The sequence below is a fragment of the Cellulomonas aerilata genome (genome assembly GCF_007991755.1).
Lineage (GTDB): Bacteria > Actinomycetota > Actinomycetes > Actinomycetales > Cellulomonadaceae > Pengzhenrongella > Pengzhenrongella aerilata.
In genome coordinates this window covers 371,802-398,255 of record NZ_BJYY01000001.1, presented here as the reverse complement: position 1 = coordinate 398,255, position 26,454 = coordinate 371,802, and the positions used below count along the sequence as shown (strand labels likewise).

25 protein-coding genes and 1 riboswitch are annotated in these 26,454 nt (G+C 74.7%); of the genes, 7 read left to right on the top strand and 18 right to left on the bottom strand.

The features are described 5' to 3' along the window. Positions 1 to 85: 85 nt before the first annotated feature. Together grpE and dnaK are read right to left on the bottom strand one after the other, a co-directional pair. Positions 86 to 766 (bottom strand): nucleotide exchange factor GrpE, encoded by a 681-nt coding sequence (gene grpE / locus CAE01nite_RS01735; RefSeq protein ID WP_146898989.1) that lies wholly within the window; start codon positions 764 to 766, stop codon positions 86 to 88. Then, complete coding sequence (gene dnaK / locus CAE01nite_RS01730) at positions 763 to 2,637, bottom strand: molecular chaperone DnaK (protein WP_146898986.1); 1,875 nt, start codon at positions 2,635 to 2,637, stop codon at positions 763 to 765. The genes grpE and dnaK overlap by 4 nt, the downstream gene beginning before the upstream one ends. 614 nt (positions 2,638 to 3,251) lie before the next feature. On the opposite strand from dnaK, the gene CAE01nite_RS18400 reads away from it, so the two are divergent. Both CAE01nite_RS18400 and CAE01nite_RS01725 read left to right on the top strand, forming a co-directional pair. Next, positions 3,252 to 3,632, top strand: coding sequence for a hypothetical protein (locus tag CAE01nite_RS18400; protein WP_246130939.1), 381 nt, complete (start codon positions 3,252 to 3,254; stop codon positions 3,630 to 3,632). A gap of 173 nt (positions 3,633 to 3,805) precedes the next feature. Next, on the top strand, positions 3,806 to 4,699 hold the full coding sequence (locus CAE01nite_RS01725; RefSeq protein WP_281285547.1) for an HNH endonuclease signature motif containing protein: 894 nt from the start codon (positions 3,806 to 3,808) through the stop codon (positions 4,697 to 4,699). Between the two features lie 21 nt (positions 4,700 to 4,720). Here the strand turns inward: CAE01nite_RS01725 and CAE01nite_RS01720 are convergent, their stop codons facing one another. After that, a complete protein-coding gene (locus CAE01nite_RS01720; RefSeq protein WP_146898981.1) occupies positions 4,721 to 5,356 on the bottom strand; it encodes a hypothetical protein in 636 nt (211 codons plus the stop codon). Between the two features lie 199 nt (positions 5,357 to 5,555). On the opposite strand from CAE01nite_RS01720, the gene CAE01nite_RS01715 reads away from it, so the two are divergent. Beyond that, positions 5,556 to 6,668: a GNAT family N-acetyltransferase gene (locus CAE01nite_RS01715; protein ID WP_146898978.1), complete on the top strand. Its 1,113-nt coding sequence runs from the start codon at positions 5,556 to 5,558 to the stop codon at positions 6,666 to 6,668. A gap of 24 nt (positions 6,669 to 6,692) precedes the next feature. On the opposite strand, the gene CAE01nite_RS01710 is transcribed toward CAE01nite_RS01715, so the two are convergent. The 5 genes from CAE01nite_RS01710 to CAE01nite_RS01690 form a co-directional block, all read right to left on the bottom strand. Then, entirely contained in the window at positions 6,693 to 7,607 is a 915-nt protein-coding gene (locus CAE01nite_RS01710; protein WP_246130938.1) for a DNA-3-methyladenine glycosylase family protein, read from the bottom strand. Positions 7,608 to 7,691: 84 nt separating this feature from the next. Then, on the bottom strand, positions 7,692 to 8,168 hold the full coding sequence (locus tag CAE01nite_RS01705) for a hypothetical protein (protein ID WP_146898975.1): 477 nt from the start codon (positions 8,166 to 8,168) through the stop codon (positions 7,692 to 7,694). 21 nt (positions 8,169 to 8,189) lie between these two features. Continuing rightward, positions 8,190 to 9,341, bottom strand: coding sequence for an ABC transporter ATP-binding protein (locus CAE01nite_RS01700; protein ID WP_146899838.1), 1,152 nt, complete (start codon positions 9,339 to 9,341; stop codon positions 8,190 to 8,192). A gap of 80 nt (positions 9,342 to 9,421) precedes the next feature. Beyond that, on the bottom strand, positions 9,422 to 11,122 hold the full coding sequence (locus CAE01nite_RS01695; RefSeq protein ID WP_246130937.1) for an ABC transporter permease: 1,701 nt from the start codon (positions 11,120 to 11,122) through the stop codon (positions 9,422 to 9,424). Then, positions 11,098 to 12,195 carry a thiamine ABC transporter substrate-binding protein gene (locus CAE01nite_RS01690; RefSeq protein ID WP_146898969.1) on the bottom strand — a complete coding sequence of 366 codons (1,098 nt, stop codon included), beginning with the start codon at positions 12,193 to 12,195 and terminating at the stop codon, positions 11,098 to 11,100. The genes CAE01nite_RS01695 and CAE01nite_RS01690 overlap by 25 nt, the downstream gene beginning before the upstream one ends. A 73-nt stretch (positions 12,196 to 12,268) precedes the next feature. Beyond that, positions 12,269 to 12,384: riboswitch (TPP riboswitch) on the bottom strand. 102 nt (positions 12,385 to 12,486) lie between these two features. On the opposite strand from CAE01nite_RS01690, the gene CAE01nite_RS01685 reads away from it, so the two are divergent. The 3 genes from CAE01nite_RS01685 (at position 12,487) to CAE01nite_RS01675 (ending at position 14,497) form a co-directional block, all read left to right on the top strand. Further along, on the top strand, positions 12,487 to 12,969 hold the full coding sequence (locus CAE01nite_RS01685) for a cation:proton antiporter regulatory subunit (RefSeq protein ID WP_146898964.1): 483 nt from the start codon (positions 12,487 to 12,489) through the stop codon (positions 12,967 to 12,969). A gap of 3 nt (positions 12,970 to 12,972) precedes the next feature. Beyond that, positions 12,973 to 14,160 carry a cation:proton antiporter gene (locus tag CAE01nite_RS01680; protein WP_146898961.1) on the top strand — a complete coding sequence of 396 codons (1,188 nt, stop codon included), beginning with the start codon at positions 12,973 to 12,975 and terminating at the stop codon, positions 14,158 to 14,160. An 85-nt stretch (positions 14,161 to 14,245) separates the two neighbouring features. Beyond that, a complete protein-coding gene (locus CAE01nite_RS01675; RefSeq protein WP_146898959.1) occupies positions 14,246 to 14,497 on the top strand; it encodes a DUF4235 domain-containing protein in 252 nt (83 codons plus the stop codon). Positions 14,498 to 14,545: 48 nt separating this feature from the next. Here CAE01nite_RS01675 and CAE01nite_RS01670 read toward each other — a convergent pair whose 3' ends face one another. Next, positions 14,546 to 15,316, bottom strand: a complete 771-nt coding sequence (locus CAE01nite_RS01670) for a DUF8692 domain-containing protein (protein WP_146898956.1) — start codon at positions 15,314 to 15,316, stop codon at positions 14,546 to 14,548. A gap of 188 nt (positions 15,317 to 15,504) precedes the next feature. Here CAE01nite_RS01670 and CAE01nite_RS01665 point away from each other — a divergent pair, with 188 nt between their 5' ends. Then, positions 15,505 to 15,915: a PPOX class F420-dependent oxidoreductase gene (locus tag CAE01nite_RS01665; protein WP_146898953.1), complete on the top strand. Its 411-nt coding sequence runs from the start codon at positions 15,505 to 15,507 to the stop codon at positions 15,913 to 15,915. Between the two features lie 50 nt (positions 15,916 to 15,965). Here the strand turns inward: CAE01nite_RS01665 and mnhG are convergent, their stop codons facing one another. From mnhG to dcd, 9 genes are all read right to left on the bottom strand, one after another. Continuing rightward, on the bottom strand, positions 15,966 to 16,376 hold the full coding sequence (gene mnhG, locus CAE01nite_RS01660) for a monovalent cation/H(+) antiporter subunit G (RefSeq protein WP_146898950.1): 411 nt from the start codon (positions 16,374 to 16,376) through the stop codon (positions 15,966 to 15,968). 7 nt (positions 16,377 to 16,383) lie between these two features. Next, positions 16,384 to 16,770: an MrpF/PhaF family protein gene (locus CAE01nite_RS01655; RefSeq protein WP_146898948.1), complete on the bottom strand. Its 387-nt coding sequence runs from the start codon at positions 16,768 to 16,770 to the stop codon at positions 16,384 to 16,386. Continuing rightward, positions 16,767 to 17,348 carry a Na+/H+ antiporter subunit E gene (locus CAE01nite_RS01650; RefSeq protein WP_146898945.1) on the bottom strand — a complete coding sequence of 194 codons (582 nt, stop codon included), beginning with the start codon at positions 17,346 to 17,348 and terminating at the stop codon, positions 16,767 to 16,769. Before CAE01nite_RS01650 ends, CAE01nite_RS01655 begins: the two co-directional genes overlap by 4 nt. Beyond that, complete coding sequence (locus CAE01nite_RS01645; protein ID WP_146898943.1) at positions 17,345 to 18,940, bottom strand: Na+/H+ antiporter subunit D; 1,596 nt, start codon at positions 18,938 to 18,940, stop codon at positions 17,345 to 17,347. The genes CAE01nite_RS01650 and CAE01nite_RS01645 overlap by 4 nt, the downstream gene beginning before the upstream one ends. Beyond that, positions 18,937 to 19,416 carry a Na(+)/H(+) antiporter subunit C gene (locus CAE01nite_RS01640; RefSeq protein ID WP_186816391.1) on the bottom strand — a complete coding sequence of 160 codons (480 nt, stop codon included), beginning with the start codon at positions 19,414 to 19,416 and terminating at the stop codon, positions 18,937 to 18,939. Before CAE01nite_RS01640 ends, CAE01nite_RS01645 begins: the two co-directional genes overlap by 4 nt. 11 nt (positions 19,417 to 19,427) lie before the next feature. Next, a complete protein-coding gene (locus tag CAE01nite_RS01635; RefSeq protein ID WP_146898940.1) occupies positions 19,428 to 22,502 on the bottom strand; it encodes a Na+/H+ antiporter subunit A in 3,075 nt (1,024 codons plus the stop codon). 241 nt (positions 22,503 to 22,743) lie between these two features. Beyond that, positions 22,744 to 24,612, bottom strand: coding sequence for an SdrD B-like domain-containing protein (locus CAE01nite_RS17965; RefSeq protein ID WP_186816370.1), 1,869 nt, complete (start codon positions 24,610 to 24,612; stop codon positions 22,744 to 22,746). A gap of 121 nt (positions 24,613 to 24,733) precedes the next feature. Then, a complete protein-coding gene (locus CAE01nite_RS01625; protein WP_246130936.1) occupies positions 24,734 to 25,801 on the bottom strand; it encodes a hypothetical protein in 1,068 nt (355 codons plus the stop codon). Between the two features lie 2 nt (positions 25,802 to 25,803). Further along, positions 25,804 to 26,379, bottom strand: a complete 576-nt coding sequence (dcd, locus tag CAE01nite_RS01620; protein ID WP_146898938.1) for a dCTP deaminase — start codon at positions 26,377 to 26,379, stop codon at positions 25,804 to 25,806. Positions 26,380 to 26,454 lie beyond the last annotated feature (75 nt).

Genomic DNA, 26,454 nt, shown 5'->3' with positions numbered 1-26,454 from the left:
GCTGCCGATCGAGCCGGGCGTCCTGCCGGGTGCCCCCGCACCCCGCGACGGGTCACGGGGTGCGGGGGCCACTCGCGGCGAGGACTCAGGCATCCGGGCTCGTGACGGCCACGCGCGCGGCCCGCACGATCCGCCCGGCGACCCGGTGCCCGGACTGCATGACCATGGAGACGGTCGGCTCGCTGACGTCGTCCGAGTGCTGGTGCATGAGGGCCTCGTGCACCTGCGGGTCGAACGGCTCGCCGACCGTCCCGAAGCGCTCCCAGCCGAACCGGGTCAGGGTCGCCTCGAGCTTCTCGGCGACGGCCGCGAACGGCGTCCCGGCGAGCTCGCCGTGCTGACGCGCCAGGTCGACGTCGTCCAGCACGGGGACCAGCGCCTCCAGGACGCCGGCCACGGCCTGGTCCCGGGCGACGGTCCGGTCACGGTCCACGCGCTTGCGGTAGTTGACGTACTCGGCCTGCAGCCGCTGGAGGTCCTCCAGCCGCTCGGCCGCGGTCGTCTGCGCCTGGACGAGCTCGGCGTCGACGGCCGACGGCTCGAAGTCGAGCCCGGCCAGCGGGTCCTCGGTGCCGGAGGGCTCGCCGGCCGCGTCGGACCCGCCCGTGGTCGCCGCGTCCACGGGACCGGCCGCGGAGCCGGCGGACGCGCTCTCGCGCACCGCGCCGGTCTCCGGGTCGATCCGCCGCCGGTCGGTGAAGCGAGGCTCGGCGGCCGGGTCCCCGGTGGGCTCGGGTGCGGAGGCACCCGTCGGGTTCTCGGTCACTTGGCCTGGTCCTCCTCGACGATCTCGGCGTCGACGATGTCGTCGTCGGCGGCCGAGGACGGCGTGCCGTTGGCGGAGGCCGAGCCGTCGCCGGCGCTGCCGGCCGCGTCGGCGGCCTGGTTCGCCGAGTACAGGGCCTCGCCGATCCGCTGGCTGACGGTCACGAGCGCGGCCTGCTTGGCCTTGACCTGCTCCACGTCCGTGCCCTCGAGCGCGGTGCGGAGCTCGCCCACGGCCTTCTCGACGTCCTGGGTGACGTCCTCGGGCAGCTTGTCGCGGTTGTCGACGAGGAGCTTCTCGGTCGAGTAGACGAGCTGCTCGGCGGAGTTGCGGGTCTCGGCCTCCTCGCGGCGGGCCTTGTCCTCGGCGGCGTGCGCCTCGGCCTCCTTGACCATGCGGTCGATCTCGTCCTTCGGCAGCGCGGAGCCACCGGTGATCGTCATCGACTGCTCCTTGTTCGTGCCGCGGTCCTTGGCGGACACGTGCACGATGCCGTTCGCGTCGATGTCGAAGGTGACCTCGATCTGCGGCACGCCGCGCGGGGCGGGGGCGATGCCGGTCAGCTCGAAGGTGCCCAGCGGCTTGTTGTCCCGGGCGAACTCACGCTCGCCCTGGAACACCTGGATCAGCACGGACGGCTGGTTGTCGTCCGCCGTCGAGAAGATCTCGCTGCGCTTGGTCGGGATGGCCGTGTTGCGCTCGATGAGCTTGGTCATCACGCCGCCCTTGGTCTCGATGCCGAGGCTCAGCGGGGTGACGTCGATGAGCAGGACGTCCTTGCGCTCACCCTTGATGACACCGGCCTGCAGGGCTGCGCCGACGGCGACGACCTCGTCCGGGTTGACGCCCTTGTTGGGCTCCTTGCCGCCGGTCAGCTCGCGGACGAGCTCGGCGACGGCGGGCATGCGGGTCGAGCCACCGACCATGACGACGTGGTCGATGTCGTTGACCGAGATGCCGGCGTCACGGATGACGGCGTGGAACGGCGCCTTGGTGCGGTCGATCAGGTCCGACGTCATCTGCTGGAACTGGGCCCGGGTGAGCTTCTCGTCCAGGTGGATGGGGCCGTTCTCGCTCATCGAGAGGTACTGCATGGAGATGTTGGTGCTCGTCGCGGACGACAGCTCCTTCTTCGCCTGCTCGGCCGCCTCGCGCAGACGCTGCAGCGCGATCTTGTCCTTCGACAGGTCGACGCCCGAGGAGTTCTTCACCTGCTTGATGAGGAACTCGACGATGCGGTTGTCCCAGTCGTCGCCACCGAGCCGGTTGTCGCCGGAGGTCGCGCGGACCTGGATCGTGGAGAACTGGTCCTCGTCCTTGCCCACCTCGAGCAGGGAGACGTCGAACGTGCCGCCACCGAGGTCGAAGACGAGGATGAGCTCGTCCTCCTTGCCCTTCTCCAGCCCGTAGGCGAGGGCGGCGGCGGTGGGCTCGTTGACGATGCGCAGGACGTTGAGGCCGGCGATCTGCCCGGCGTCCTTCGTGGCCTGGCGCTCGGCGTCGTTGAAGTACGCCGGGACGGTGACGACCGCGTCGGTGACCGGCTCGCCCAGGTACTCCTCGGCGTCGCGCTTGAGCTTGCCGAGGATGCGCGCGGAGATCTCCTGCGCCGAGTAGCTGCCGTCGTCGATGGAGACTTTCCAGTCCGTCCCCATGTGGCGCTTGACGGAGCTGATGGTCCGGTCGACGTTCGTGACGGCCTGACGCTTGGCGACCTCGCCGACGAGGACCTCGCCGGTCTTGGAGAACGCGACGACCGACGGGGTTGTGCGGGCGCCCTCGGCGTTCGCGATGACGGTGGGCTCGCCACCCTCGAGGACGGCGACGACGGAGTTCGTGGTGCCGAGGTCGATACCGACTGCTCGTGCCATGGTGCTGCCTCTTCTCTCGTGGAACCTGGACCGCGCGCCGCCGTGGACGACGTCGCGGACCGCGTGTTGAGTCTCGCTGGCTCAAGTCTGCGCGGCGACCGACGGGAGTGCAAGTTGGCCGCGGTGAACTTGAGTCTGTCTGGCTCAACTACGTCGCGGGGGTGGTTGTTCCCGCCTGGGGGTCAGTGCTCCGTTGGTCGCGTTGGTGACCACCACGTGCAGCGAGCGGGTGGGCGGTCACCGCGGAGTCCGGGCGGGTGGGGTGGGCGTCAGGTGGTCGCGGTCCGCGGCGACGACTGGGGAAGGCGGCCGGGGGCGGTGGGCGGACATGAACGGACAAGCCCGTCCGGACGGGTCACGTCGAATTCGTCATCGGTCAGTCGTCGTGCGCCCCGCCTCGCTGTGTGCTCCGGAAACTGCGGTATCGGGACGGTTATGTGTCCACAGGTCACCCCGGCGAGCGACCGTGCACAGCATTCGACCGGTCCGCAGGGAATGTCAGTGGCGAGTTCTAGCATGGAGGCGTAGAAGAGGCCGGATGAGTCGACCAGGAATGGGTCGCCGTGCGGTGCGGTGCGGTGCGGTGCGGTGCGGGAAGGAATGGGGTGAGGGTGGTGGCTGATGACGTGCGATTCGGCAGCGCCCTTCCTCCCGTGCGGGCGGTGGACCTGTCGGACCTGGCGCCCGAGGTCGCCGGTCCGTTGGTGGCGCTGCTGGCGGCGGTCGACGGGCTGGGGTCGTTGGACGAGGTGGACGTGGACGGTCGGGCGGCCGACGCGGTGGCCGCGGTGATCGGGCAGGCACGCAGCCGCCTGGCGGTGCGCCAGGCGCGGATGGTCGCGGTCATCGAGGCGGACGGGCTGTGGTCGACCCAGGCGCGGTCGCTGTCGACCTGGGTCGCGCGCCGGTACGACGTCAGCGCCCGCACCGCCCAGGTCACGGTGCGGCTCGGGCGGGCGCTGCGCGACCACCTGCCGCTGACCACCTGCCGCTGACCGCGGCCGCCGCGGCGGCCGGTGAGATCGGGGTCGAGCACGCCCAGGTCCTCGCCGCCCTGGCGCCGACCACGGACCTGCGCCGGGCGGCCCTGGCCGCACCCGGACGCGACGACCACGGCGACGACAGCGACGAGGACCGGAGCGGTGCCGACAGCGACGACGGCGGCCAGGTGTGCGACGAGGCGTGGCTGGTCGCGCAGGCGACGCACCACCCGGTGGACGACTTCCGCACCCTGGTGGGGCGGTGGGCCGCGGCGGCGGACCCGGACGCGGACGACCGCGGGTACGTCGAGGCATGCGACCGGCAGCACCTGCAGGTGTCCCCCACCCTGGACGGGTACCACGTGCAGGGGTTCCTCACCGTGGCGGCCGGGCAGACCCTGCGGACCGCCCTGACCGCGCTGACCCCCGTGCCGGCGGCCGGGGACACCCGCACGGCCGACCAACGGCGCGCGCAGGCGCTGGGCGACCTCGCCCGGGTGGTCCTCGAGCACGGGCTGACCGGGACCGGGCGGGCGGTGCGGCCCCGCATCGGGGTGCTGGTGACCCACCAGACGCTGCAGAACCTGGTCGACCGCGCCGTCGCCCGCCAGGACCACCAGCCGCTGCCGCGGCTCACCCCGGGGCTCACGCCGCAGACGGTAGCGAACGGCCCGCAGTTCGCGGACGGCACCCCGGTGCCGCGCATTCTGCTGGACCGGCTGGCGTGCGACGGCGAGCTCAACCGGTACATCTTCGGACCCGGGTCGGAAGTCCTCGACGTGGGGCGGGCGGAACGGACCTTCACCGGCGCCCGCCGAAACGCGATCATCGCCCGCGACCGCCATTGCCGCTTCCCCGGCTGCACCGCACCACCGGCGATCTGCGAAGGACACCACGTGCGCCACTGGTCACGCGACCACGGGAACACCGGCGTCGACAACGGGATTCTGCTGTGCTGGTACCACCACGACCACGTCCACCGACGCGGCATCGAGATCCACACACGCACCGGCCGATGGACCTTCACCGACGCCACCGGCCGCGAGGTAGGCGGCGAGGTGCACCCCCGGCCACCGGGATGACCTCCCCAGGTTTAGCCCGCGCTACCGCACGCCCGCCGGCTCGACATCCCGTGCCCACCCCTCGTCCGTCGCCGCGAAGCCGACGCGCGCGTAGTAGTCCTGCGACCCCACGACGTCGCGCGGGACGACCAGGCGGCGGAACCCGTGCCGCGCGAAGACGCCGCTGCGGCGGTAGACGAACTCGCCGGGCGTGAAGTCGCGGAACCGCGGCGTCACGTAGTCCAGCTCGATCTGCGCGACGCCCTCGCCCCGGTCGCGGACCACGACGACGCCGACCGTCTCGTCGCCGCGCAGCACCAGGAAGGCGTGCCGACCGGCGGGGCCCCGGTCGGTGAAGGCCGGGTAGAAGCGGGCGATGTCGTCCGCGTGGGTCCGCAGCGTCCGGGCCAGGTAGGCGTCGTCCGGCCCGACCTCCAGGACGTCGTAGGTCGCGTCGTCGTGACGCTCCCGGTGCAGGCGGACCAACCAGTACAGGTCGATCACCGAGATCGCGCCGTTCATCGCGGCGAACGGCCAGATCTCCAGCCACGCGTTGTACCCGGTGGCGATGAGCGCACCGGCGAGGTTGAGGACCCGGAAGCGCCACACCCCGGCCACCGTGAGGGAGACGACCACCAGGATCGAACCGAGCCAGCCGACGACCTCGAGCCACACCATGCGGCGGAGCCTAACCGCGCGTCCGTACCCGGCGGCCGCCGCCGGCCCGGCCAACCCGGCCGGGTACGCCGGACCACCCCGGCCAGTCACGCCGGACCACCCCGGCTGGGCACGCCGGACCGCACACGGCCGCATCGGGCCGCACCGTGCCTGCCCAAATCGCTGGACGACGGCGCGCCCACCGGCGCACGCTCGGCCGGTGAGCGACACGACGACCGTCCCCTGGCTCGTGCGGGACCTGCCCGTCCCCGCGTCCCTGGACGACGACGACGCCTGGGGCCTGCACGCCGTCGCCGACCTCGAGCGGGTCGCCATGACCCACGACTGGGGCAACGCCGACCTCGCCTACTCGGCCGCCGAGGCGCTCGTCGCCCTGCACGACCAGCGCTACACGGCACGGTCCACCGTCGTCGCCACGCACCCGGACGATCCCCACCAGGTCGTCGGCGCGCTGTCCCTCCGTGCCCCGCAGGCCGGCAACACGCACCTGACCGAGGCCTCCCTGGTCGTGCATCCCGAGCACCGGCACCGCGGTGTGGGCACCGCGCTCCTCGCCGCGGCGGAGGAGCGCACGCGCGCGCTCGGGCGCCGGCTGCTCATCCTGGAGAGCGACCACACCTCCGAGCCACCCGCCGACGACGCCGACGCGCTGACGCCACCGACGGGCGCCGGACGCATCGCCCGCGACGACCCGTTCGCCCGCTTCGCCGCCCGCCACGGCCTCGCCCTGGAGCAGGCCGACCGCTACAGCGTCCTGCACCTCCCGGTCGCCGGCACCCTGCTGGCGTCGCTGCGCGACGAGGCGCAGGACAGGGCCGGTGCGGACTACGCGGTGGTCACCTGGCAGGGGCGGTGCCCGGACGAGTGGGTCGACCACTTCGCCGTCCTGGAGACGCGGATGAGCACCGACGCCCCGAGGGGAGGGCTCGAGATCGAGGAGGACCCGTGGGACGCCGACCGCATCCGGGCCGCGGAGGAGACCAGCGCACGCAGCGGCCGCGGCTCGCTGGTCACCGCGGCGGTCCACGTGCCCAGCGGGACGCTGGTGGCGTTCACCGAGGTGGAGTACCCGCTGGAGGCGCCCGAGGTCGTGTTCCAGGAGGACACCCTCGTGCTGCGCGAGCACCGGGGTCACCGGCTGGGTCAGCTCGTCAAGGCGGTCAACCTCGAGCGCCTCGCCGAGATCCGGCCGGACGCGCGCCGCGTGCACACCTGGAACGCCGAGGAGAACAGCTACATGCTGCGCATCAACGTGGCGCTCGGCTTCCGCCCGACGGGGGTGTCCGGGGCCTGGACCAAGGCGATCGGCTGAGACCCGAGGAGGTCCCACGCGGCCTCAGCGCCGCCGGTGGTCCTCGATCGTCAGCCGTGGTCCGCGGCGCGGGACCCGCGCCATGCCGGTCAGCAGCAGGTGCCGGACGACGCGCCACCGGTGCGGGCGGTACGGCGCGAGCAGGGCGAGCATGCCGGCGTCGTCGGTCCGCTCGCCGGTGAGGGCCCATCCCACCTGACCGGGCAGGTGGTAGTCGCCGAGCGGGACGGCGTCGGCGTCGCCCAGCGCCCGCTGCGTGGTCTCCGCCGCGGTCCACTGCCCGACGCCGGGGACCAGCAGCAGTCGTCGGGTCGTCTCCACGGTCCCCAGCGCGGTCGCCTCCTCGAGGCGGTGGGCGAGGCGGGCCGCGGCGACGACGGCCCGCGCGCGTCGGGGGTCGACGCCGGCGAGGTGGAAGTCCCAGACCGGGACGTCGGCCCAGGCCTGCGCGGTCGGCGGGACGCGCATCCCGGCCGGCCCCGGCCCGGGCGCGGGCTCGCCGTGCCGCAGCAGCAGCCAGCGCCAGGCGTCGTGAGCGGTCCGGGTGATCACCCGCTGCTCGAGGATCGCCGGCACGAGCGCCTCCAGGACCCGGTCGCTGCGAGTGAGCCGGACCGCGGACGAGCGGCGGTAGGCGTCCCGGACCGGGCCCGGCGGGGGGTCGAAGGTGGAGGCGTCGTCGAGCTCGCCGAGCAGGGCGGGCGCGGCCTCCAGCGCCTGCGCCGCACCGAGCCCCCACGCGGCGACCTGCACCGCGGTCGGCGTCAGCGGCGCGAGCCGGATCGTCACCGGGCCGGTGGTCAGGCGGGTGGCCCGCCAGATCGCCCCGTCGACCGTCAGGACGTGGGCCGGGTCGCGGTGACCGTGCCGCAGCGGCGCGAGCGTGCGCCGCAGGTCCACGGGCAGCGTCGTCGACACCACCCTGCGCTCGCCGTCCACCCCAGCATGGTCACACGCGGGGACGACACCGGGACCGGCCGGGACGGGCGTCCGGGACGTGCCCGCCGGACGAGCCGCCGCCCGTCAGCCCGTCCGCCTCCACCGGCGCGCCCCGACGACGACGCACGGGACCGCCGCCCCGGCGAGCACCAGGGCGGTGACCCCCGTGACCCACTGGCCGGGTGCGGTCGCGCCGCGCACCGCGACGGCGTCGGCCACCGACATCCCGACCGAGCCCTGGGCCGCGACCATCGCGAGCAGCGCGCCGGCCAGCGCCGCGAGCGCCGTCCCGACCACCAGCAGCGCACCGGGCCAGGAGCCGTCCTTTCCGGAGACCCGCACGGCGGCGGCGATGCCGATGCCGGCGAGCACCAGCCCGACCAGCGACCCGGCGACGAAGTTGCCCGCAGGTCCCGCACCACGGCCCTCGAGCTGGAGGAGCAGCATGTCGTCACCGGCGGCCAGGGTCTGCCCGAGCAGGACGACGGCCGCGACGGCGAGGGTGAGCACCGCGAGCGCGACGAGACCGTCCTGACGCGGACCGGACAGGGAACGAGGCATGGGCGACATCGTGACGCAGCGTCAGCCCGTCAGGACGGCGACGAGCTCCGTGTCGACCGCCAGACCGACCCGGTCCCCGGGATGGACCGTGCTGACCCCGGGGGCGACCGCCGTCACCCGGCCGGCGCCCTCGACCTCGACGAGCACCTCGCTGCGGCCCCGGCGGAACGCCGCCCGCACCACGACACCGTGCACGACGACACCCTGCTCGACGACGCCAGACACCGTCGCCTCGCCCGACGGCAGGACGACCAGCGCCCCCTCCGCGAGCGCGGCGACCGCGCCAGCCCGCGCCGCCCCGCCGCGGTCCGCCCGGGCCGACCCGGCCTCCGCGGCCAGGGCCCGCCGCACCGCAGACGCCACGGGGGTCGTCTCGTCCAGCGGGACGAACGCCCGGTAGCCGAGGAACTCCGCGACGGCGCGCGAGCCGGGCCGTCGCCAGAGCCGGGCGGGGGTGTCGATCCGCAGGATCCGCCCGGCGCTCATCACCGCGACCCGGTCGGCGACCGTGAACGCCTCGTCGTGGTCGTGGGTGACGAACAGCGCGGTGGTGCCGGTCGCGACCAGCGTGGACCGGACGTCCGCGGCCAGCCGCTCGCGCAGCGCCCGGTCGAGGGCCGAGAGCGGCTCGTCGAGCAGCAGCAGCTGCGGGGCGGGCGCCAGCGCCCGTGCGAGCGCGACCCGCTGCTGCTCCCCGCCGGACAGCGTGCTCACCGCGCGACGTCCGTACCCGTCGAGGCCGACGGCACGCAGCCCGTCGGCGACCCGCCGCGTCCGCTCGCCGCGGGGCACGCCCGCCATCTGCAGGCCGTACGCGACGTTGTGCGCGACGTCGCGGTGGGCGAACAGCTGTCCCTCCTGGAACATCAGCCCGAACCCGCGGCGGTGCACCGGCACGTCGGCGAGGTCCGCCCCGTCCCAGGACACTGTCCCGGCGGCGGGCGGCTCCAGCCCGGCGACGGCCCGCAGCAGGCTCGACTTGCCGCACCCGGACGGCCCGAGCAGCGCCACCACCTCCCCGGGTGCCACGTCGAGCGAGACGCCGGCGACCGCCGTCGTGACGCCCGCGCCGCCGTCGTCGTAGCGCACGACGAGGTCCCGGACCCGCAGCCCGGACCCCGTCCCGCCCGCCGCGGTCGCCGGCCGGACCGGACGGCCCGGCGCGGGCGCCACGACCGCCGGCACGCCCCCGGCCTCGGCCTGCGCCGTCTCCTGCGCCACCTGCGCGTCCCGCACCCTCGCGTCCCGGACCCTCACAGCAGACCTCCCTGCCCCGGCGCGCGGAGCCGCTCCGCGAGCGCCATCACCCCGGCCGTCATCACGGCGAGCACGACCGACGCCGCGAGCGCCATCCCGGCGCTCTCCGCCCCCGGGCGCCCGATCAGGCGGAACACCACGACCGGCAGCGTCGGGCTGTCCGGCCGCGCCAGGAACGACGTCGCCCCGAACTCCCCCAGCGACACCGCGAACGCGAACCCGACCGCGAGGCCCAGCGCCCGCGCGACGATCGGCAGGTCGACCGTGGCGAGCACCCGCCCCGGCGCGGCGCCCATCGCCGCGGCGGCCTCGCGCAGCCGCGGGTCGATGGCCCGCAGCACCGGCAGGACGGTCCGCACGACGAGGGGCACGGCCACGACGGCCTGCGCGACCGGGACCAGCAGCCCGCTGGTGCGCAGGTCCACCGGCAGGCCGAGCGGCCGGTCCAGGGTGATCAGCACGCCGAACCCGACGGTCACCGCCGACACCCCCAGCGGCAGCATGAACACCGCGTCGAGCAGCCGGACGGCGCGCCGGCCGGACCGTCGCCGGGGCTTGCGGGACACCACGAGCGCGACCAGCCCGCCGACCACGACGGCGAGCAGGGTCGCGTCGACGGCGACCCGCAGAGAGTTCACCGCCGCCTGCCACACGGACACCGACAGCGCCCCGGCGCCGGTCGTCCCCAGGGCGACGTAGTGGTCCAGCCCCCAGCCGTCGGACGTGCGCAGCGAGCGGACGGCGAGCGTCGCGAGCGGCAGCGCGAGCGCCACGACGACCGCGCCGGTCAGCACGACGGCGCACCGCTCCCCCCACCCGGAGCCCGCCCAGGTGAGCGTGCGCGCGGAGCGGGTGGGCAAGGCCAGGTGCAGCGCACGCTCCTGCCGGGCGCGGGCCCGTCCGGCGACCGCGAGCGCCGTGGCGACCAGCACGAGCTGGACGACGGACAGCACCGACGCGGTCCGCAGGTCGAGAAACTGCGTGGTCTGGATCCAGATCTCGGTCTCGACCGTCCCGTAGCGCGGACCGCCGAGCACCAGCACCGTCCCGAACGCCGTCGCGCAGAACAGGAACACCAGCGACCCGGCCGACGCGATCGCGGGCCCCAGCGCCGGCAGCGTCACGGTGAGCAAGGCGCGCCACGGCGGCGCTCCCAGGGCGCGTGCCGCCTGCTCGGCCCGCGGGTCCAGGTTCTCCCACAGCCCTCCCACCGTCCGGACGACCACGGCGTAGTTGAAGAACACCAGCGCGGCGACGATCGCGGTGAACGTGCCGTCCAGGTGCAGGGACGCCAGCGGGCCGCCCTCAACGAGCAGCGACCGGAACGCGACACCGACCACCACGGTCGGCAGCACGAACGGCACGGTGACGAAGGCCCGGACCAGGCCGCGTCCGCGGAAGCGGCACCGGTGCAGCACGTACGCCCCCGGGATCCCGAGCAGCAGGGACACCACCGTGCCGGCAGCGGCCTGCCCCAGCGTCTGCCCGACGATCCGCCACGTGCGCGGGCGCGCCGCCACGTCGGCGAACCCGCTCAGGTCCAGCACGCCGTCGGTGGTGAACCCGCGCCCGACCAGCGTGGCGACCGGCCAGCCGAAGAAGGACGCGAGGAACGCCAGCGGCACCGCGGCCGCGAGCACCCAGCCGAGCGGCGCGAGCCGGGCCCCGGCGCCTAGCCCACGACGGTGTCGGTCCACGTCCGGATCCACTCGTCGCGGTGGGCGTCGATCTCGTCGGGCGCGACCGTGAACGGCTGCGGGGACAGTGGCGCGAACGCCTGCCACGCCGGCGGCAGCGCGACGTGGTCGTCCGCGGGGTACATGTACATCTGCTCGGGGACGCCGGCCTGGAACTCCGCGCCCAGCAGGAAGTCCACGACCTCGCGGGCACCCTCGGGGTTGTCCGTCCCGGCGAGCACCCCGGCGTACTCGACCTGCCGGAAGCACGTGTCGAGCAGGGCGCCGGTCGGCGCCTGCGTCGCTCCCTCGGGCACCTCGGCCGGCGGCGAGGACGCGTAGGAGACCACCAGCGGGCGCGGGCCCGCCCCGGACGACCCGGAGAAGTCCACGGTGTAGGCGTCCGACCAGCCGTCGACCACCCGGACACCGTTGTCGCGCAGCGCCTGCCAGTACCCCGTCCAGCCGTCCTCGCCGAACGCGCCCACGGTCGCGAGCAGGAACGACAGGCCCGGGGACGACGTCGCCGGGTTCTGCACGACGAGCAGGTCGCGGTACGCCGGCTCGGTCAGGTCCTGCAGGGTCACCGGCTCGGGGATGCCGCGCTCGGCGAACCACGTGTGGTCGACGTTGACGCAGACGTCGCCCAGGTCCACCGCGCTGAGGTGGCCGGCGTCGTCGGGTGCCAGGGCCGCGGCGCCGGCGGACAGCTCCGGCGAGACGTAGGGCTCGACCACGCCCTCGTCGATCGCACGGGACGCGAACGAGTTGTCGATCCCGAACACGGCGTCGCCGAGCGGCGACTCGCGGGTCAGCACGAGCTGGTTGACCAGCGCGCCGCCGTCCCCCTGCTGGACGATCTCCACGGTCAGCCCGGACCGCTCCTCGAAGGCCGCGAGCACGTCCTCGTCGACGGCGAACGACTCGTGCGTCACCAGGGTCACGGTGCTGCCGGGGCCCGACGACGCCTCGTCGGGCGCCGCGCCGGTGCCGGCCACGGAGCAGCCGGCCAGCGCCAGGCCGGTGACACCGACGGCCACCGTCCTCGCCGTGGTGGCGCGCGGACGGACGGGGGTGGGAAGGGTCCTTGCCATGGTCGATCTCCTCCTCGGATGCAGGAGGGGGTCCTCGCGAGGCATCGGGCGCGCGGGCGCCGACGGCTCACGAGGACTGAGAAGCCCGACTCCCTACGCCGGTGCAAACCGGATCAGGTTCGAGGGTCTGCGGTTCACCGCACTCTCAGCGCTGTCCGGTGACCCGGCGGCGCTCCCCTGTCGTTCACCGCCGAGCCTACCGCTGCGCGCCCGGTCCGCCCGCCGGGGGGCGCCTACAGTGGCGGGCGCAAGCGGTGGCGGGCGCAGGCGACGACGGTGGGAGGGCACGACGTGGACATCGAGGAGACGCGGCTCCCGGGGGTCGGGCTGCGGCACGACCTGTCGATCCGCGGCGGTCAGCGCATCGGGGTCGTCTCGCAGGTCAACGGCGACCGCGAGCTCGTCCTGTACGACCGGCACGACCCCGACGCGTCGCGGGCGGTCCTGCACCTGGGCCCCGAGGAGGCCGCCATGCTGGCCGAGCTGCTCGGGGCGCCTCGGGTCACCGAGCGGCTGGCCCGGCTGCGCGAGCAGGTCGAGGGCATCGCGACCGAGGGCGTGCCGGTGCCCCCCGGCTCGCCCTACGCGGGGCGGACGCTCGGTGACGCGCAGATCCGCAGCCGGACCGGTGCCTCCGTGGTCGCCGTCGTCCGGCACGAGGAGGTGACGCCGTCGCCGACGCCCTCCTTCCGCTTCCAGGCCGGTGACAAGGTGATCGTCGTCGGCACGGACGAGGGTGTGGCTGCTGTCGCGCGGCTGCTGGCCGACGGCTGACAGGTGCACACGGCGCAGCTGCTCGTCGAGCTCGGCGCGGTCCTGTTCGGGCTGGGGGTGCTCGCCCGGCTCGCCGGGCGGTTCGGGTTCTCCCCCATCCCGCTGTACCTGCTCGCCGGGCTGGCGTTCGGCTCCGGCGGCCTGGTGCCCCTGGAGGCGCCCGACGGGTTCTTCGCGGCGGGCTCCGAGATCGGCGTCGTCCTGCTGCTCCTGCTGCTCGGGCTGGAGTACTCCGCCGCCGACCTGGTCGGCCAGCTGCGGCAGCAGGCGCCCATCGGCGTCCTGGACCTGGTCCTCAACGGCGTGCCCGGCGCCGTCGTCGCCCTCGCGCTCGGGTGGGGCCCGGTCAGCGCGCTCGCGATGGCGGGGGTCACCGCGGTCAGCTCGTCCGGGATCATCGCCAAGGTCCTGACGGACCTGGGCCGCCTCGGCAACCGCGAGACGCCGACCGTGCTGGGGATCCTCGTGCTGGAGGACCTCGCGATGGCGGTCTACCTCCCGGTCCTCACGGCGGTCCTGGCGGCGTCCGGTGGCGCCGGCGCGCTGCAGTCCGTCGGGATCGCGCTCCTCGTGCTCGCGGTGGTCCTGGTCGTCGCGCTGCGGTACGGGCACCAGGTGACCCGGCTGGTCGCGGCCGACGCCGGTCCGGAGGTGCTGCTGCTGCGGGTGCTGGGGCTCGCGCTGCTCGTGGCGGGGGCCGCGGAGGGCGTGCACGTCTCGGCGGCGGTCGGGGCCTTCCTGCTCGGCATCGCGCTGTCCGGGGAGGTCGCCCACCTCGCGCGGCCGCTGCTGGAGCCGCTGCGGGACCTGTTCGCCGCGGTGTTCTTCGTCTTCTTCGGGCTGTCCACCGACCCGTCGCAGCTGCCGTCCGTGCTGCTGCCGGCGATGGTGCTGGTCGTCGTCGGCGTCCTGACGAAGATGGCGACGGGCATCCTGGCGGCCCGGCGCGCCGGCATCGGGCCCGGTGGCCAGATCCGTGCCGGTGCCGTCCTGGCGCCGCGCGGCGAGTTCTCGATCGTCATCGCCGGCCTCGCCGGCTCCGGGGTCCACCCGCGCCTCGCCCCGACCGTCGCGGCCTACGTCCTGACGATGGCGGTGCTCGGCCCGCTGATGCCGCGGCTCACCGACCCGCTGGCGCGGCGGGCCGTCACCCGTGCCGCGGCACGGCGTGCCGCCACCGGGACCGCCTGACCTCCGGCCCGAGCCCCCGTCCGGCACAGCGGCACGGCGCACCGCTACCGTGGGCCCGCTGCCCACCCGCTCCAGGAGGTTCCCCGTGGTCGACCAGTCCACCCAGTCCACCGTCTCGAAGGTCGTCGGCCTCCTCGTGGCCGGGGGTGCGGCCTGGGTCGCGCAGAAGGCCGTCTCGACCGCGTGGCGCTCCGTCACGGGTCACGTCCCGCCGAAGGCGGAGGACGAGGGGGACGCCGGCCTGTCCGAGGTCGCGGTGGCGGCCGCGATCACGGGAGCCATCGCCGCGTTGACCCGGGTCCTGGCCACTCGCGCGACGGCGCGCTTCCTCAGCTGACGCGCGCCGTCAGCCGACCGGCATGCATCGCCGGGAGGTCGACCGGCGTCAGCCCGGCGGCGCGACCGCCAGGAGGTGGGCGCGCTCGACGTACCGCCGGCGGTGCTCGTTGACTGCCGCGAGGAAGATGGTCAGCCCCACCATCTCCAAGAGCTCCTCGACTGTCACCGCGATCTGCATCGCGGTCGAGCCCCGCCCGCCCGCCTCGGCGATCAGGCCCTCCACCATCTCCAGTCCGAGCGCCCCCCCGACGTAGAGGGCGCCGGCGACGAGGAAGGCTCGACGGGTCCACGGCTCCAGGGACCGCAGGAACGGAAGCAGCACGACGCCGAGCACGACAACCGCCGGGATGGCGACGACGACCCAGCCGTAGAAGAACGGGCCTCCGAGGTCGAGCGCCGACTGGACGGGGTCGATGGCCTGCTCGTGGAGGGCTACCGCCTCGTCCATGCTCAGGTACGTGAAGGCGACGGCGAGCAGGAGCCAGGGCCAGTGCCGGCGCTCGCCCGAGCGTCGCACGCCCTCTGCGACGGTGCCGAGCGAGGCCGCGCAGGCGAGCAGCAGGCCGGAGGAGAACCAGGCGGGGAAGCCTCCCTCCCGGTCGACCCCGGTGAGCTGGAGAAGGCCGAACCTCGGGCCCGACTCGACGTCGTGCCACGGCAGCCAGATGGCCAGGCTGACCGCGCTCAGGAGCACGCTGATCGACATCCCGACGACCAGGACCATGCGCGGTGACAGGCCGAGCCACAGCGGTCGGCTGTCAGCTTGGGGCCGAGCCTTGCTGGATGCGCTGTCGGCGGACTCGGGAGGCGGGGACATGTCCGAAAAGTACCTATTCAAGGGCACGTACGTCTGCACGGGACGGCGTGGTCACCTCGTTCGGCCCACGCGTTTCACCCGGCACTGACTCGTCCGGCTGACACGTCGTCCGGGGGACCGGTGCGGCCACGACGCCAGCCGGTGCGCCCCACCGCGCGGACCCGCCCGCCGGCGGGGACAGTGGCCCGGTGACCACGCCGCCCGCCCGCCCCACCCTCGACGACCTCGGCCGGGAGCCGTTCGTCTCCCTGACGACCTTCCGGCGGACCGGCGCACCGGTCTCGACGCCGGTGTGGATCGCCCGGGACGGCGACGCGCTCGCCGTGACGACGCCGTCCGCCAGCGGGAAGGTCAAGCGGCTGCGGCACACCCCGCGGGTCGAGCTCCGGCCGTGCAGCCGGACCGGCACGGTGAAGGAGGGCGCGCCGACGAGCCGCGGGGTCGCGCAGATCGTGAGCGACGCCGGGACCGCCCGGCGGCTGACCGGGCTGGTGCGCGGCAAGTACCCGGTGGAGTACCGCGTGATGATGCTGGTCGAGCGGCTCGTGGCCCGTGGCCGCCGGGACCGGGTGGTCCTGCGCATCACCGTGACCGACTGAGCCGGCCGGCCCCCACCGGCCCACCGACGCGCGTCTGCCGGCGTCGGTCGCTACGACCGGTGTGCGCCGTGCGGGTCGCCGTCGGCGTCCAGCCCGGCCGCACGCCGCGCCGCGTCCTGGTCGGCGGTCAGCTCGTCGACCACCAGGAGCTCCTGGCGGACCTTGCCGGTGCGGTAGCCCGCCCGGCCGACCATGTGGGCCGCGACCGGCGACGTCAGCATCTGGAAGACCGCGACGAGCACGAGCATCCACAGCGCCGGACCGGACCGCAGCCGCAGGGCCAGCCCGATCAGCACGAGCACGAGCCCGAGCACCTGCGGCTTGGTCGCCGAGTGCATCCGGGCCAGCAGGTCGGGGAAGCGGACCACCCCGACACCGGCGGCGAACGCCAGCAGCGCACCCCCCAGCAGGCACAGCGCCGCGAGGACGTCGGCCACCGCGGACCAGCTCACCACGCCCATCGGCCCGTCACCCCCTCCCCCCGTCGACCCCGTCGGCCGGGCCGGTCCCGTCCAGCCCGCCGGCCGCTCGCACGGCCTCCTCGCGTGCGGCCTCGTCCCGCGCGATCTCCTCGCGCGTGCGCACGCGACCCTCACCGGGTGGCTCACGGGACGCGAACCGGGCGATCGTCACCGAGCCCACGAAGCCGACCAGCGACAGCGCCACCAGCACCGGGATGGTGTCCGTGCGTCGTGACCACGCCGCCTCCAGGCCGACGAAGGCGACGAGCGTCGTGGTGAGCACGTCCAGCGCGACCGTGCGGTCGAGCATGCTCGGTCCCCGCTCGGCGCGGACGACCGCGAGGATCGCCGCCGCCGCGAGCAGCACGGCGCAGACCAGGACGACGGCGGTCATGCGTGCACCTCCGGGGTGACCGGCGCCGACGGACGGGGGGCTCCCAGACCGGCGGCGGCGAGCTGGGCGTCGGAGGCGAACGCCCGCAGGACCCGCTCCTCCTGCTCGAGAACCCGGCGTCGGGCCGCCTCGATGCCCTCCGGCCCGTCGACGTCGAGGACGTGCAGGTACAGCGTCCCGGTGAGCCGGTGCGCCTCGACGACGACCGACCCGGGGACCAGCGAGCACAGCTCGGCGGTCAGCGTGAGGTACAGGTCGGACGAGCTGCGGAGCCGGACCCCGATCACGGCGCTCTGCGGCGGACGGGGACGGAACGCCTGCACGCCGACCTGGAAGCTGGCCACCACGACGTCCACGGCGAACCGGCCCACCAGCCGGGCGCACGCCACCGGCCGCACCCGGCCACCCGCGGCGATCGGTGGCAGCGGCGTCGCGACGCTGACCGCGAGCGCGACGAGGAGCCCGGCGAGCACGTTGCCGACCGACACCTCGCCCCACAGCAGCACCCAGACGACGGTGAGCCACCCGAGGGTGGGCCACTGGACGGCGGCGCGGCGCCGACGCGCGTGCAGGCTCACGAGTCGTCCCCCGTCCGCGTCGACCCGACCGGCGCCCCTGCCGGCGGGGGCGACGCCGCGCGGGAGACGTCGTCCGACACCCCGTCGCCCCGCCCGTCCTCGGTGAGCACGGCCTCGATGTACGGCAGCCGGGCCCGCAGGTCCCCGGCGGCACGCTCGGTGTACCCGTACAGGGGCCCGGCGACCGCGGTCAGCCCGACGCCGAGCACCACGAGCGCCGCCGCGGAGCCGACCATGCCGCGCGGCAGCCGCATGGGCTCGACGGTCTCCGGGGCGGTCTGCCAGAAGGCCTTGTTCCACGCCTTGACCAGCGCGTACAGGGTCAGCAGCGACGTCACGACGCTGCCGGCGACCAGCGCGTACGCCAGCGGCGTGCCGGCGACGACGCCGGCCTGGATGAGCCCGACCTTGCCGAGGAACCCCGAGAAGGGCGGCACGCCGGCGAGGTTCATCGCCGGGACGAAGAACAGCACCGCGAGGAACGGGGCGATCTTCGCCAGCCCGCCGAGGTGGTCCAGGGACGTGGACCCGCCGCGGCGCTCGAGCAGCCCGACGACGAGGAACAGCGTGGTCTGCACGGTGATGTGGTGGACGACGTAGAAGATCGCGGCGGCGGTCCCCACCTGCGACGACAGCGCGATGCCGAAGATCATGTAGCCGATGTGGCTGACCAGCGTGAAGGACAGCAGACGCTTGATGTCGTTCTGCGCGACCGCGCCGAGGATGCCGATGACCATGGTGGCCAGCGCCGCCCACAGCAGCAGGTCGTCCGCCCTCCCACCGGGGAACAGCAGGGTCTGCACGCGCAGGATCGCGTAGACGCCGACCTTGGTGAGCAGCCCGGCGAAGACGGCGGTGACCGGCGCGGGGGCGGTCGGGTAGGAGTCGGGAAGCCACGCGGACAGCGGGAAGATCGCGGCCTTGATGCCGAACGCGAGCAGCAGGAGCAGCTGCAGGAGGAGCGCGACGCCGGGGTCGATGTCGGGCAGCCGCTGCGCGAGCTGGGCCATGTTCACGGTCCCCGCGGCGGCGTAGGTCAGCGCCAGCGCGAGCAGGAAGACCAGCGAGGACACCAGCGCGACGACGATGTAGATCGTCCCCGACCGGATGCGCTCCGCCGAGCCGCCGAGCGTGATGAGCACGTAGCTCGCCGCGAGCAGCACCTCGAAGCCGACGTAGAGGTTGAACAGGTCGCCGGACAGGAACGCGATCGCGACGCCGGCGGCCAGCACCAGGTAGGTGGGGTGGAAGATCGCGACCGGCGTCTCCTCGTCGCCGTCCGCCACACCCTGCGCGAGGGAGTAGACCAGGACGGCGAGGGTCACCGCGGACGAGATCGCCAGCATGAGCGCCGAGAGCCGGTCCGCGACCAGGTTGACGCCCACCGGGGCCGACCAGCCGCCGGCGTCGACGACGAGCGTCCCGGCGTCGGCCCGCCAGAGCAGCGCGAGCGAGGCGGCGAGCGTCAGCGTGAGGGCGACCAGGGTGATGAGCTGCTGGGCGCGGCCGTGCTTCCACAGCGCGAGGGCCAGGCCGGCGCCGGTCAGCGGCAGGACGACGGGCAGCGGCACGAGCCAGGTCCAGTCGGTCACGTGCGCACCACCTCCTGCTCGTCCTCGCGGTCGCCGGTCTCGTCGCGCGCCTCGGCGGCCTCGACCTCCAGGTCCGTGCGGGTGTCCTGGGTGTCGTCCTCGAACGCGGGCTGGTCGGCGGCGGCCATCCGCGCGATGCGCCGGTCCTCCAGGTCGTCCTGCACCTCGTCGTGGCGGTTCAGCTGCCACGAGCGGTACGCCATGGCGAGCAGGAAGGCGGTCATGCCGAGCGTGATGACGATGGCGGTGAGGACCATCGCCTGGGGCAGCGGGTCGCTCATCTCCTCGACCGGGGTCGTGCCGACGATCGGCGCGCCGCCCGCCCGGCCGCCGGAGAGCAGGAACAGCACGTTGACGCCGTTGCCGATCAGGACCAGCCCGATGATCACGCGGGTCAGGCTCCGCTCCAGCAGCAGGTAGACGCCGGTGGTCACCAGCGCCACCACGACCACCACCAGCAGCAGGTTGGGGGTCATGTCGGGGTCGATCACGGGGCCACCTCCTCGGTGCTGCGCACGGACGACGACGTCGCGCCGGACGCGCGCGCGGACGCCGCCCCGTCCGACGTCCCGGACCGGCGGGGCACGGTGCCGCCGACGCCGTGCTCGGACCCGCCGGCGTCCCCGCCCTCGAGCTCCGCCCGCCGGTCGATCTCCGCGCCGAGCGAGCGCAGGACGTCCAGCACGAGGCCGACGACGACGAGGAACACGCCCATGTCGAAGAACAGGGACGTCACCAGGTGCAGCGTGCCGATGACCGGGACGGGGATGTCGACGATGGTGCTCTGCAGCACCTCGCCGCCGGCCAGCAGCGCGACCAGGCCCACCCCCGCGGACAGGAACAGCCCGGTCCCGAGCAGCAGGCCCGGGTGCACCGGCGCGGCCTCCCCGAGCTCGTAGCGGCCACCGGCGAGGTACCGCACGATCAGCGCGATGCCGACGACGAGACCGGCCGCGAACCCGCCGCCCGGGGCGTTGTGCCCGGCGAACAGCAGGTACACCGCGACGACGACCATGGTGTGGAACAGCAGCCGGGTGACGACCTCGAAGATGACCGAGCGCCGCTGGGGCGCCAGCGTCTCCTCCGCACGCAGCCACGCCCGTGACCGGCGCGCCGCCATCCCGACCGTCACCGGTCCGGTGGCCTCGCGGCCGTGCCGTCCGTCGGCGGGCGTTGGGGCCGGGACGCGCAGCGCGGCGCCGACGTCCGGGCCGCCGCCCCACACCCGGGCCTCGGCGTGCTGGTCGACGTCGTCCAGGCGGTGGATGTCACCGCTGCGGCGCTGCAGGAAGATCAGCGACGCGACGCCGGTGGCGGCGACCAGGAGCACCGCGATCTCGCCCATCGTGTCCCAGGCGCGGATGTCGACCAGGACGACGTTGACGATGTTCTTGCCGCCGCCGAACGCGACGGCCTCCTCCGGGAACGGCACGGACTGCGGCGGGTGCATGCGGGCGCCGGGGGCGACCAGCGCCATGATCCCGACGGTCCCGCCGACGGCGAAGGCGATCGCAAGCCGCAGCCACCGGCTCCGGGCTAGCGGCCGGTCGGAGAAGTACGGGGGGAGCCGGCGCAGCACCAGCACGAAGACGACCAGCGTGATCGTCTCCACGAGCACCTGGGTCAGCGCGAGGTCCGGCGCCCCGTGCACGAGGAACAGGATGGCGACCCCGTAGCCGGACGCGCCCAGCAGGACGACGGACTTCAGGCGGCGCCGCGAGCGGGCGGCGAGCACCGCCGCGACGACGACCAGCGTGGCCACGACCACCTGCACCGGGGAGTCCGCGAGCCGGACGGTGGCGGGCAGCTCGGTCCCGGTGACCAGCGCCCAGCCGGTGAGTGCGACCAGCACGACGAGGATCGCGCTGAGGTAGAACGGCAGCGACCCGCGCTGGGTGACGGCGGTGACGTCCGCGGCGACGTCGTCCAGGCGGCGCATGGTGCGGCGGTAGACGGCGTCGGCGTCGGGGGCGCGGCTGACCCGAGCCTGCGCGCGCTCGACCCGGTCCCGCAGGAGGAACAGGGTCAGCCCGCCGGCGAGCACCGCGACGGTGAGCCCGAGCGTCGGGGTCAACCCGGCCCACAAGGTCAGGTGCCCGGCCTCGCCGCGGGGGTAGGTGCTCGCGAACGGCGAGAGCAGCTCGTCCCCCGCGCCGGGCACCGCCGCGACCGCGATCCCGAGCAGGGCGAGGGTCATGGCGGGCGCGACCAGGACGAGGGAGGGCCGGCTGACCGCGGCGAACCCGTCGGCCGCCGGGGCCTTCTTGCGGGCGAAGGCGCCCCAGAACAGCCGCAGGCCGTAGGCCGCGGTCAGCGCGGACCCGACGACGACCGCCGCGAGCACGACCGCGCCCGCCCAGCCGCCGTCGTCGTCGTGCCACAGCGCCTCGAGCGCGGCCTCCTTCGCGACGTACCCGGCGAACGGCGGCAGCCCGATCATCGACGCGGTCGCGAGGGCGCCGGCGGTCGCGGTGATCGGCAGCGCCCGCCCGACGCCGGACAGCCGGCGCAGGTCGCGCGTGCCGGTCGCGGCGTCGACCACGCCGACCACGAGGAACAGCGACGCCTTAAACATGGCGTGCGCGCCGAGCAGGGCGAGGCCCGCGAGCGCCGCCGCCCGGGTGCCGTACCCGACGAGCAGCACCAGCAGGCCGAGCTGGCTGACGGTGCCGAAGGCGAGGACGAGCTTGAGGTCGTGCTGGCGCAGCGCGCGGTACCCGCCGAGCAGCAGCGTCCCGCATCCCAGCGTCAGCACGACGACCCGCCAGGCGGTCAGGTCGGCGTACGCGGGGGCGAACCGGGCGACGAGGTAGACGCCCGCCTTCACCATCGCGGCCGCGTGCAGGTAGGCGCTGACCGGGGTCGGCGCGGCCATGGCGGCCGGGAGCCAGAAGTGCAGCGGGATGAGCGCGGACTTCGTCGCGGCGCCGGCGAGGAGCAGCAGCACCGCGACCGTCGCGAGGGTGCCGCCGGGCGGGTCGGCGATCACGTCCGACAGCCGGTAGGACCCGGCGCCGTGGCCGAGCAGCACGAGCCCGACGAGCATCGCGAGCCCGCCCGCGGTGGTGATGACGATGGCCTGCATGGCCGCACGCCGGCTGGCCTTGCGGTCCGCGTAGTGGCCGATGAGCAGGTAGGAGAAGACCGTGGTCAGCTCCCAGAACACGTAGAGGAGCAGCAGGTCGTCGCTGGCCACCAGGCCGAGCATCGCGCCGGCGAACGCCACGAGCACGCCCGCGAAGCGGCCCAGCCCGCCGGCGCGCGGGGAGAAGTAGGCCGAGGAGTAGACGAGCACCAGCGCGCCGACCCCGCCGACGAGCAGCACCATGAGCCAGGACAGCGTGTCCAGCCGGAACGCCAGCTCCAGGGACAGGCCCGGCACCCACTCGACGACCTCGACCGGCCCGTCCCCCGCGGTCACGGCGGACGTGTGGCTGAGCGCCCACCCGGCCGCCGACGCCGGCGCGAGCGCCAGCAGGAGGTACGCGCGCCGCCCGAGCCACGCGACGAGCGTGGGGGCGGCGAGCGCCATGAGCAGGTGGGCCGTGAGGAGGATCAGCACGTCCGCTCCGTCCGGTCGGGGGCGGGTGGGCGGTGGTCAGGGATGGCCACGTGCACGGCATCCCGGATGGTGCTGGGAGGCTGGGGTTGCCGGGCCTCTGGAGTTGTGTCGGCGCCGGAGTGCAGGCGCGCGTCCTGAGATGCCTCCCGCGAGGCGGTGCGTCACGGGATTGCCATCACTGTATCAAGGGCCGTTCATCGAACCCGCGGCGGACGACCGGATCCGCCGGGGGCTCGAAGCCCTACGCCCGGTGTCGCGGGGTCCGCCGGGTGCGGCGTGCGACGGCGACGAGGACGCCACCGACGGTGACGAGCAGTCCTGCCGCGGCACCGGAGGGCGCCACCGTCGCCCCGGTGACCGGCAGCTGTGCCGGCGCTCGAACCGCCGCGCCGGCCGGTGACGCCGCGACGACCGGCGGCGTGGCCGTCGGCGTGGTGACGACCGTCGGCGTGGTGCCGACCTGCACCGGAAGCGGCTCGGCAGGTGCGCTCGGGACCACGACGACGCCGGAGAACGGCGTGCCCGGGGCCAGCTCCAGCGACGCGGAGACCGCCGACCCGTCCTCCGTCTCCAGGACGTACGTCCCCTCGGGCAGACCGGAGACGCCGACAAGGCCGCCCACCGGGGTGACCGGCAGGCGCAGGTCGTCGTAGGTGCCCATGGCACCGTCCAGACCGGCCCACCGCAGGACGACGTCCCCTGTCAGCGGCACCCCACCGCGCCGCACGGGCGACGCGAGCTCGGCGCCCCCGGCCAGACCGACGTGCGCGTCCCTGTCCTGCCCCTCGGGCAGCACGACCTCGGCGGACGCGTCGGCAGCTCCCTCGGAGTCCCACGTCACGGACAGCGACTGCGGCCGGTGCGCCACGACCCGGTAGGTGCCGACCGGCAGCGACCCGAACGAGAAGGAGCCGGAGGCGTCGGTGATTCGTGACGCCACCACGGTCGTCTCGGTCCCGATCACGGCTGGCGCGGTCGCCATGAGCCCACGCCCGCCACCGCCGCCGACGGCCTGGAGGACGTCTCGCACGAGCTCGACACGGACCCCCGGGACCCCCCTCTCGCGAGGTCCGTGGACCCCGTCGCGGTCGAGGTCCAGCCACACCGTGCCGTCGATGATCTGCCGTGTGGGAGCGGGTGTCGGAGTCGGCGTGGGAGTCGGCGTCGGCGTGGGGGTGGGGGTCGGCGTGGGAGTCGGCGTGGGCGTGGGGGTCGGGGTCGGCGTGGGCGTCGGCGTTGGGGTCGGCGTCGGCGTGGGAGTCGGCGTGGGAGTCGGCGTCGGCGTCGGCGTCGGCGTCGGCGTGGGTGTCGGAGTCGGCGTGGGAGTCGGAGTCGGCGTGGGGGTCGGCGTCGGCGTCGGCGTCGGCGTCGGCGTCGGCGTCGGCGTCGGCGTGGGGGTCGGCGCCGGCGTCGGCGTCGGCGTGGGAGTCGGCGTCGGCGTGGGAGTCGGGGTCGGCGTGGGGGTCGGCGTCGGCGTCGGCGTGGGAGTCGGCGTGGGGTCCGGAACGGGGTCGACGGTGTCCAGGCCGTCCTCTTCCGGGATGTCGACGAACCCGTCGTCGGGCCCCATGGTCGGGTCGTACGTCATCGCCGCCAGGCCGGTCGCGGCCGGGTCGCCGTCGGCGGCCTGCTCCTTGAGGTCCGCCAGGATGGCGTCGCGCGGTACGCCCGCGTCGGTCTGCACGTTGAAGAACTTCTGCGCCTTCATGCCGCGGCACGCGCCGGTGAGTCCCAGCTGGACCAGCGCGCCGTCGACGGTGGTGGCGCCGCTGGGCCAGTTCACCCCGGTCGTGTAGATCCGGTTGCCCGACGCCACCGGGCGGATGATGTCGCCCCAGACCTTGGCGTTCGGTGCGTACAGACGGCCCGGGACGAAGACGGGGTCGTCGTGGTGCGTGTGGTTCTTGGTCCTGGACTCGTCCACCGCAGACTTGGCGACGGTGATGCGCCGGTACGGGTTCTTCACGGAGGCCGTGCGATGGCAGATGGTGACCTTGTTGCTGGGTGCCGCCTGCGCGACGACCGGCGCGGACACGGGCGCCACGACCGCCGCCAGCAGCAGGGCGACGAGTGCGCGATAGCGCGCGGTACGAACGGGTGCGGAGGTCATGGCGTGTCCCAGGTCGCGAGGGGGCCGGACCGATGCCCGGGTCCTCCTCCTTTCGACCGCCCCCTACCGTGCGGTAGTAGCAGGTGACCACTGTGAGGCACGTCACGAACCGAGGGGCGCCTCAGAGGTCGGCGGGGTCGACGAGGAACTCGGCCGCGTCGGCCACCTCCCCGCCGACCACGGCGTGCACCTCGCGAGCGGCCGCGGCGACCAGACCCTGCGCGCGTGCCCGGGCGGTCCGGTGGGCCTCGGAGGGGTGCTCGCGCTCGAGCTCCTCGAGGTCCGCGGGCTCCCAGCGGACCCGGTAGGTGACCACGCCCTGGGCGGTCCACGGCAGCCCGCGCAGCACGAGCGGCACCACCTCGTCACCGCCCGCCTCGACGACGACGAGCCCGTCGGGGCCGAGGTCGACCTCCACGCCGTACCCGGTCAGCTCGTCGGGGCCGGCCAGCGCGGCGGCGTCGAAGTCGGCGGAGCGGTCGTGCACGCGGCGCCGCGCTCGCTCGCCCAGCCGGGTCAGGGGTGCGCCGTCCGGTCCGGTCGCGGGTGCCTGCGGGGTGATCGAGGGACCCTGCCAGGGGACGGCGTCGAGCGCGAGGCGGGCCGACGGCGTCGCGCGCTGGACGACGGCGAGCCCGGTGGCCGGCTCGAGCCACACGTCGGAGAACACCGTGAGGTCGACGGCCGCGCCCGGGTCGGGGATCAGGACGACCCCGCCGTCGGCGACGCGCACCGCCCCGCCGAGCCGCCGGGCGGCGTCGACGAGCCAGCGCAGCACGCGCTCCTCGTCCCGGATCGGCATGGCGTCCGGGAACGCCCGCTTGAGGCCCTCCCGGTCGCCGCCCGGGTACGGAGGCTCTCCCCGTTCGCGCGGTGACGTGACGACGAAGGCGGCGGCGGTGTCGTCCGGCAGGCCGAGCGCCCGGACGGCGTCCGGGGTGACCGCGTACGGGCCTGCCATGGTGGAGTGCCGGGACAGCCGCAGGACGCCGACCCCGGCGAGCGGCTCGCGCGCGGCCCGCCCGCGCGGCGCCGTCTGCGGGACGCGCCGGTCCCAGCCCGCGGCCGTGAACCGGCTCAGCGCCAGGACCTCGACCTCCTCGGCGCCCACGTCGTCCGGCAGGGCGAGCAGGTGGTGGCGGGCCGGTCGCGGGTCGTCGACCGGCAGGTCCGGCATGGGCGGGGGCACGGTCAGACGGTGGTGCGGTGGAAGCCCTGCCAGGACCGCGACGGCGTCGGGCCGCGCTGCCCCTGGTAGCGCGAGCCGTACTGCGCGGAGCCGTACGGGAACTCCGACGGCGACGACAGCCGGAAGAAGCAGAGCTGGCCGATCTTCATGCCGGGCCACAGCAGGATCGGCAGGGTCGCGACGTTCGACAGCTCGAGGGTCACGTGCCCGGTGAAGCCGGGGTCGATGAACCCGGCCGTGGAGTGGGTGAGCAGCCCCAGGCGGCCCAGGGACGACTTGCCCTCGAGGCGCGCGGCGATGTCGTCGGGCAGGGTGACCTGCTCGTACGTCGACCCGAGGACGAACTCGCCCGGGTGCAGCACGAACGGGTCCTCGCCCTCCGCCTCCACGAGCCGGGTGAGGTCCGGCTGGTCCGCCGCCGGGTCGATGACCGGGTACCTGTGGTTGTCGAACAGCCGGAAGAACCGGTCGAGCCGCACGTCGACGCTGGACGGCTGGACCATCGCCGGCTCGTAGGGGTCCAGCGCGACCCGTCCGGAGTCGAGCTCGGCGCGGATGTCACGGTCGGAGAGCAGCACCGGTCCACGGTAGCCGCTGGGTCGTGGGCGCTGGCCGGACCGTCCGTGTCCGTGACGCCTCCGGCGTTCGGTATG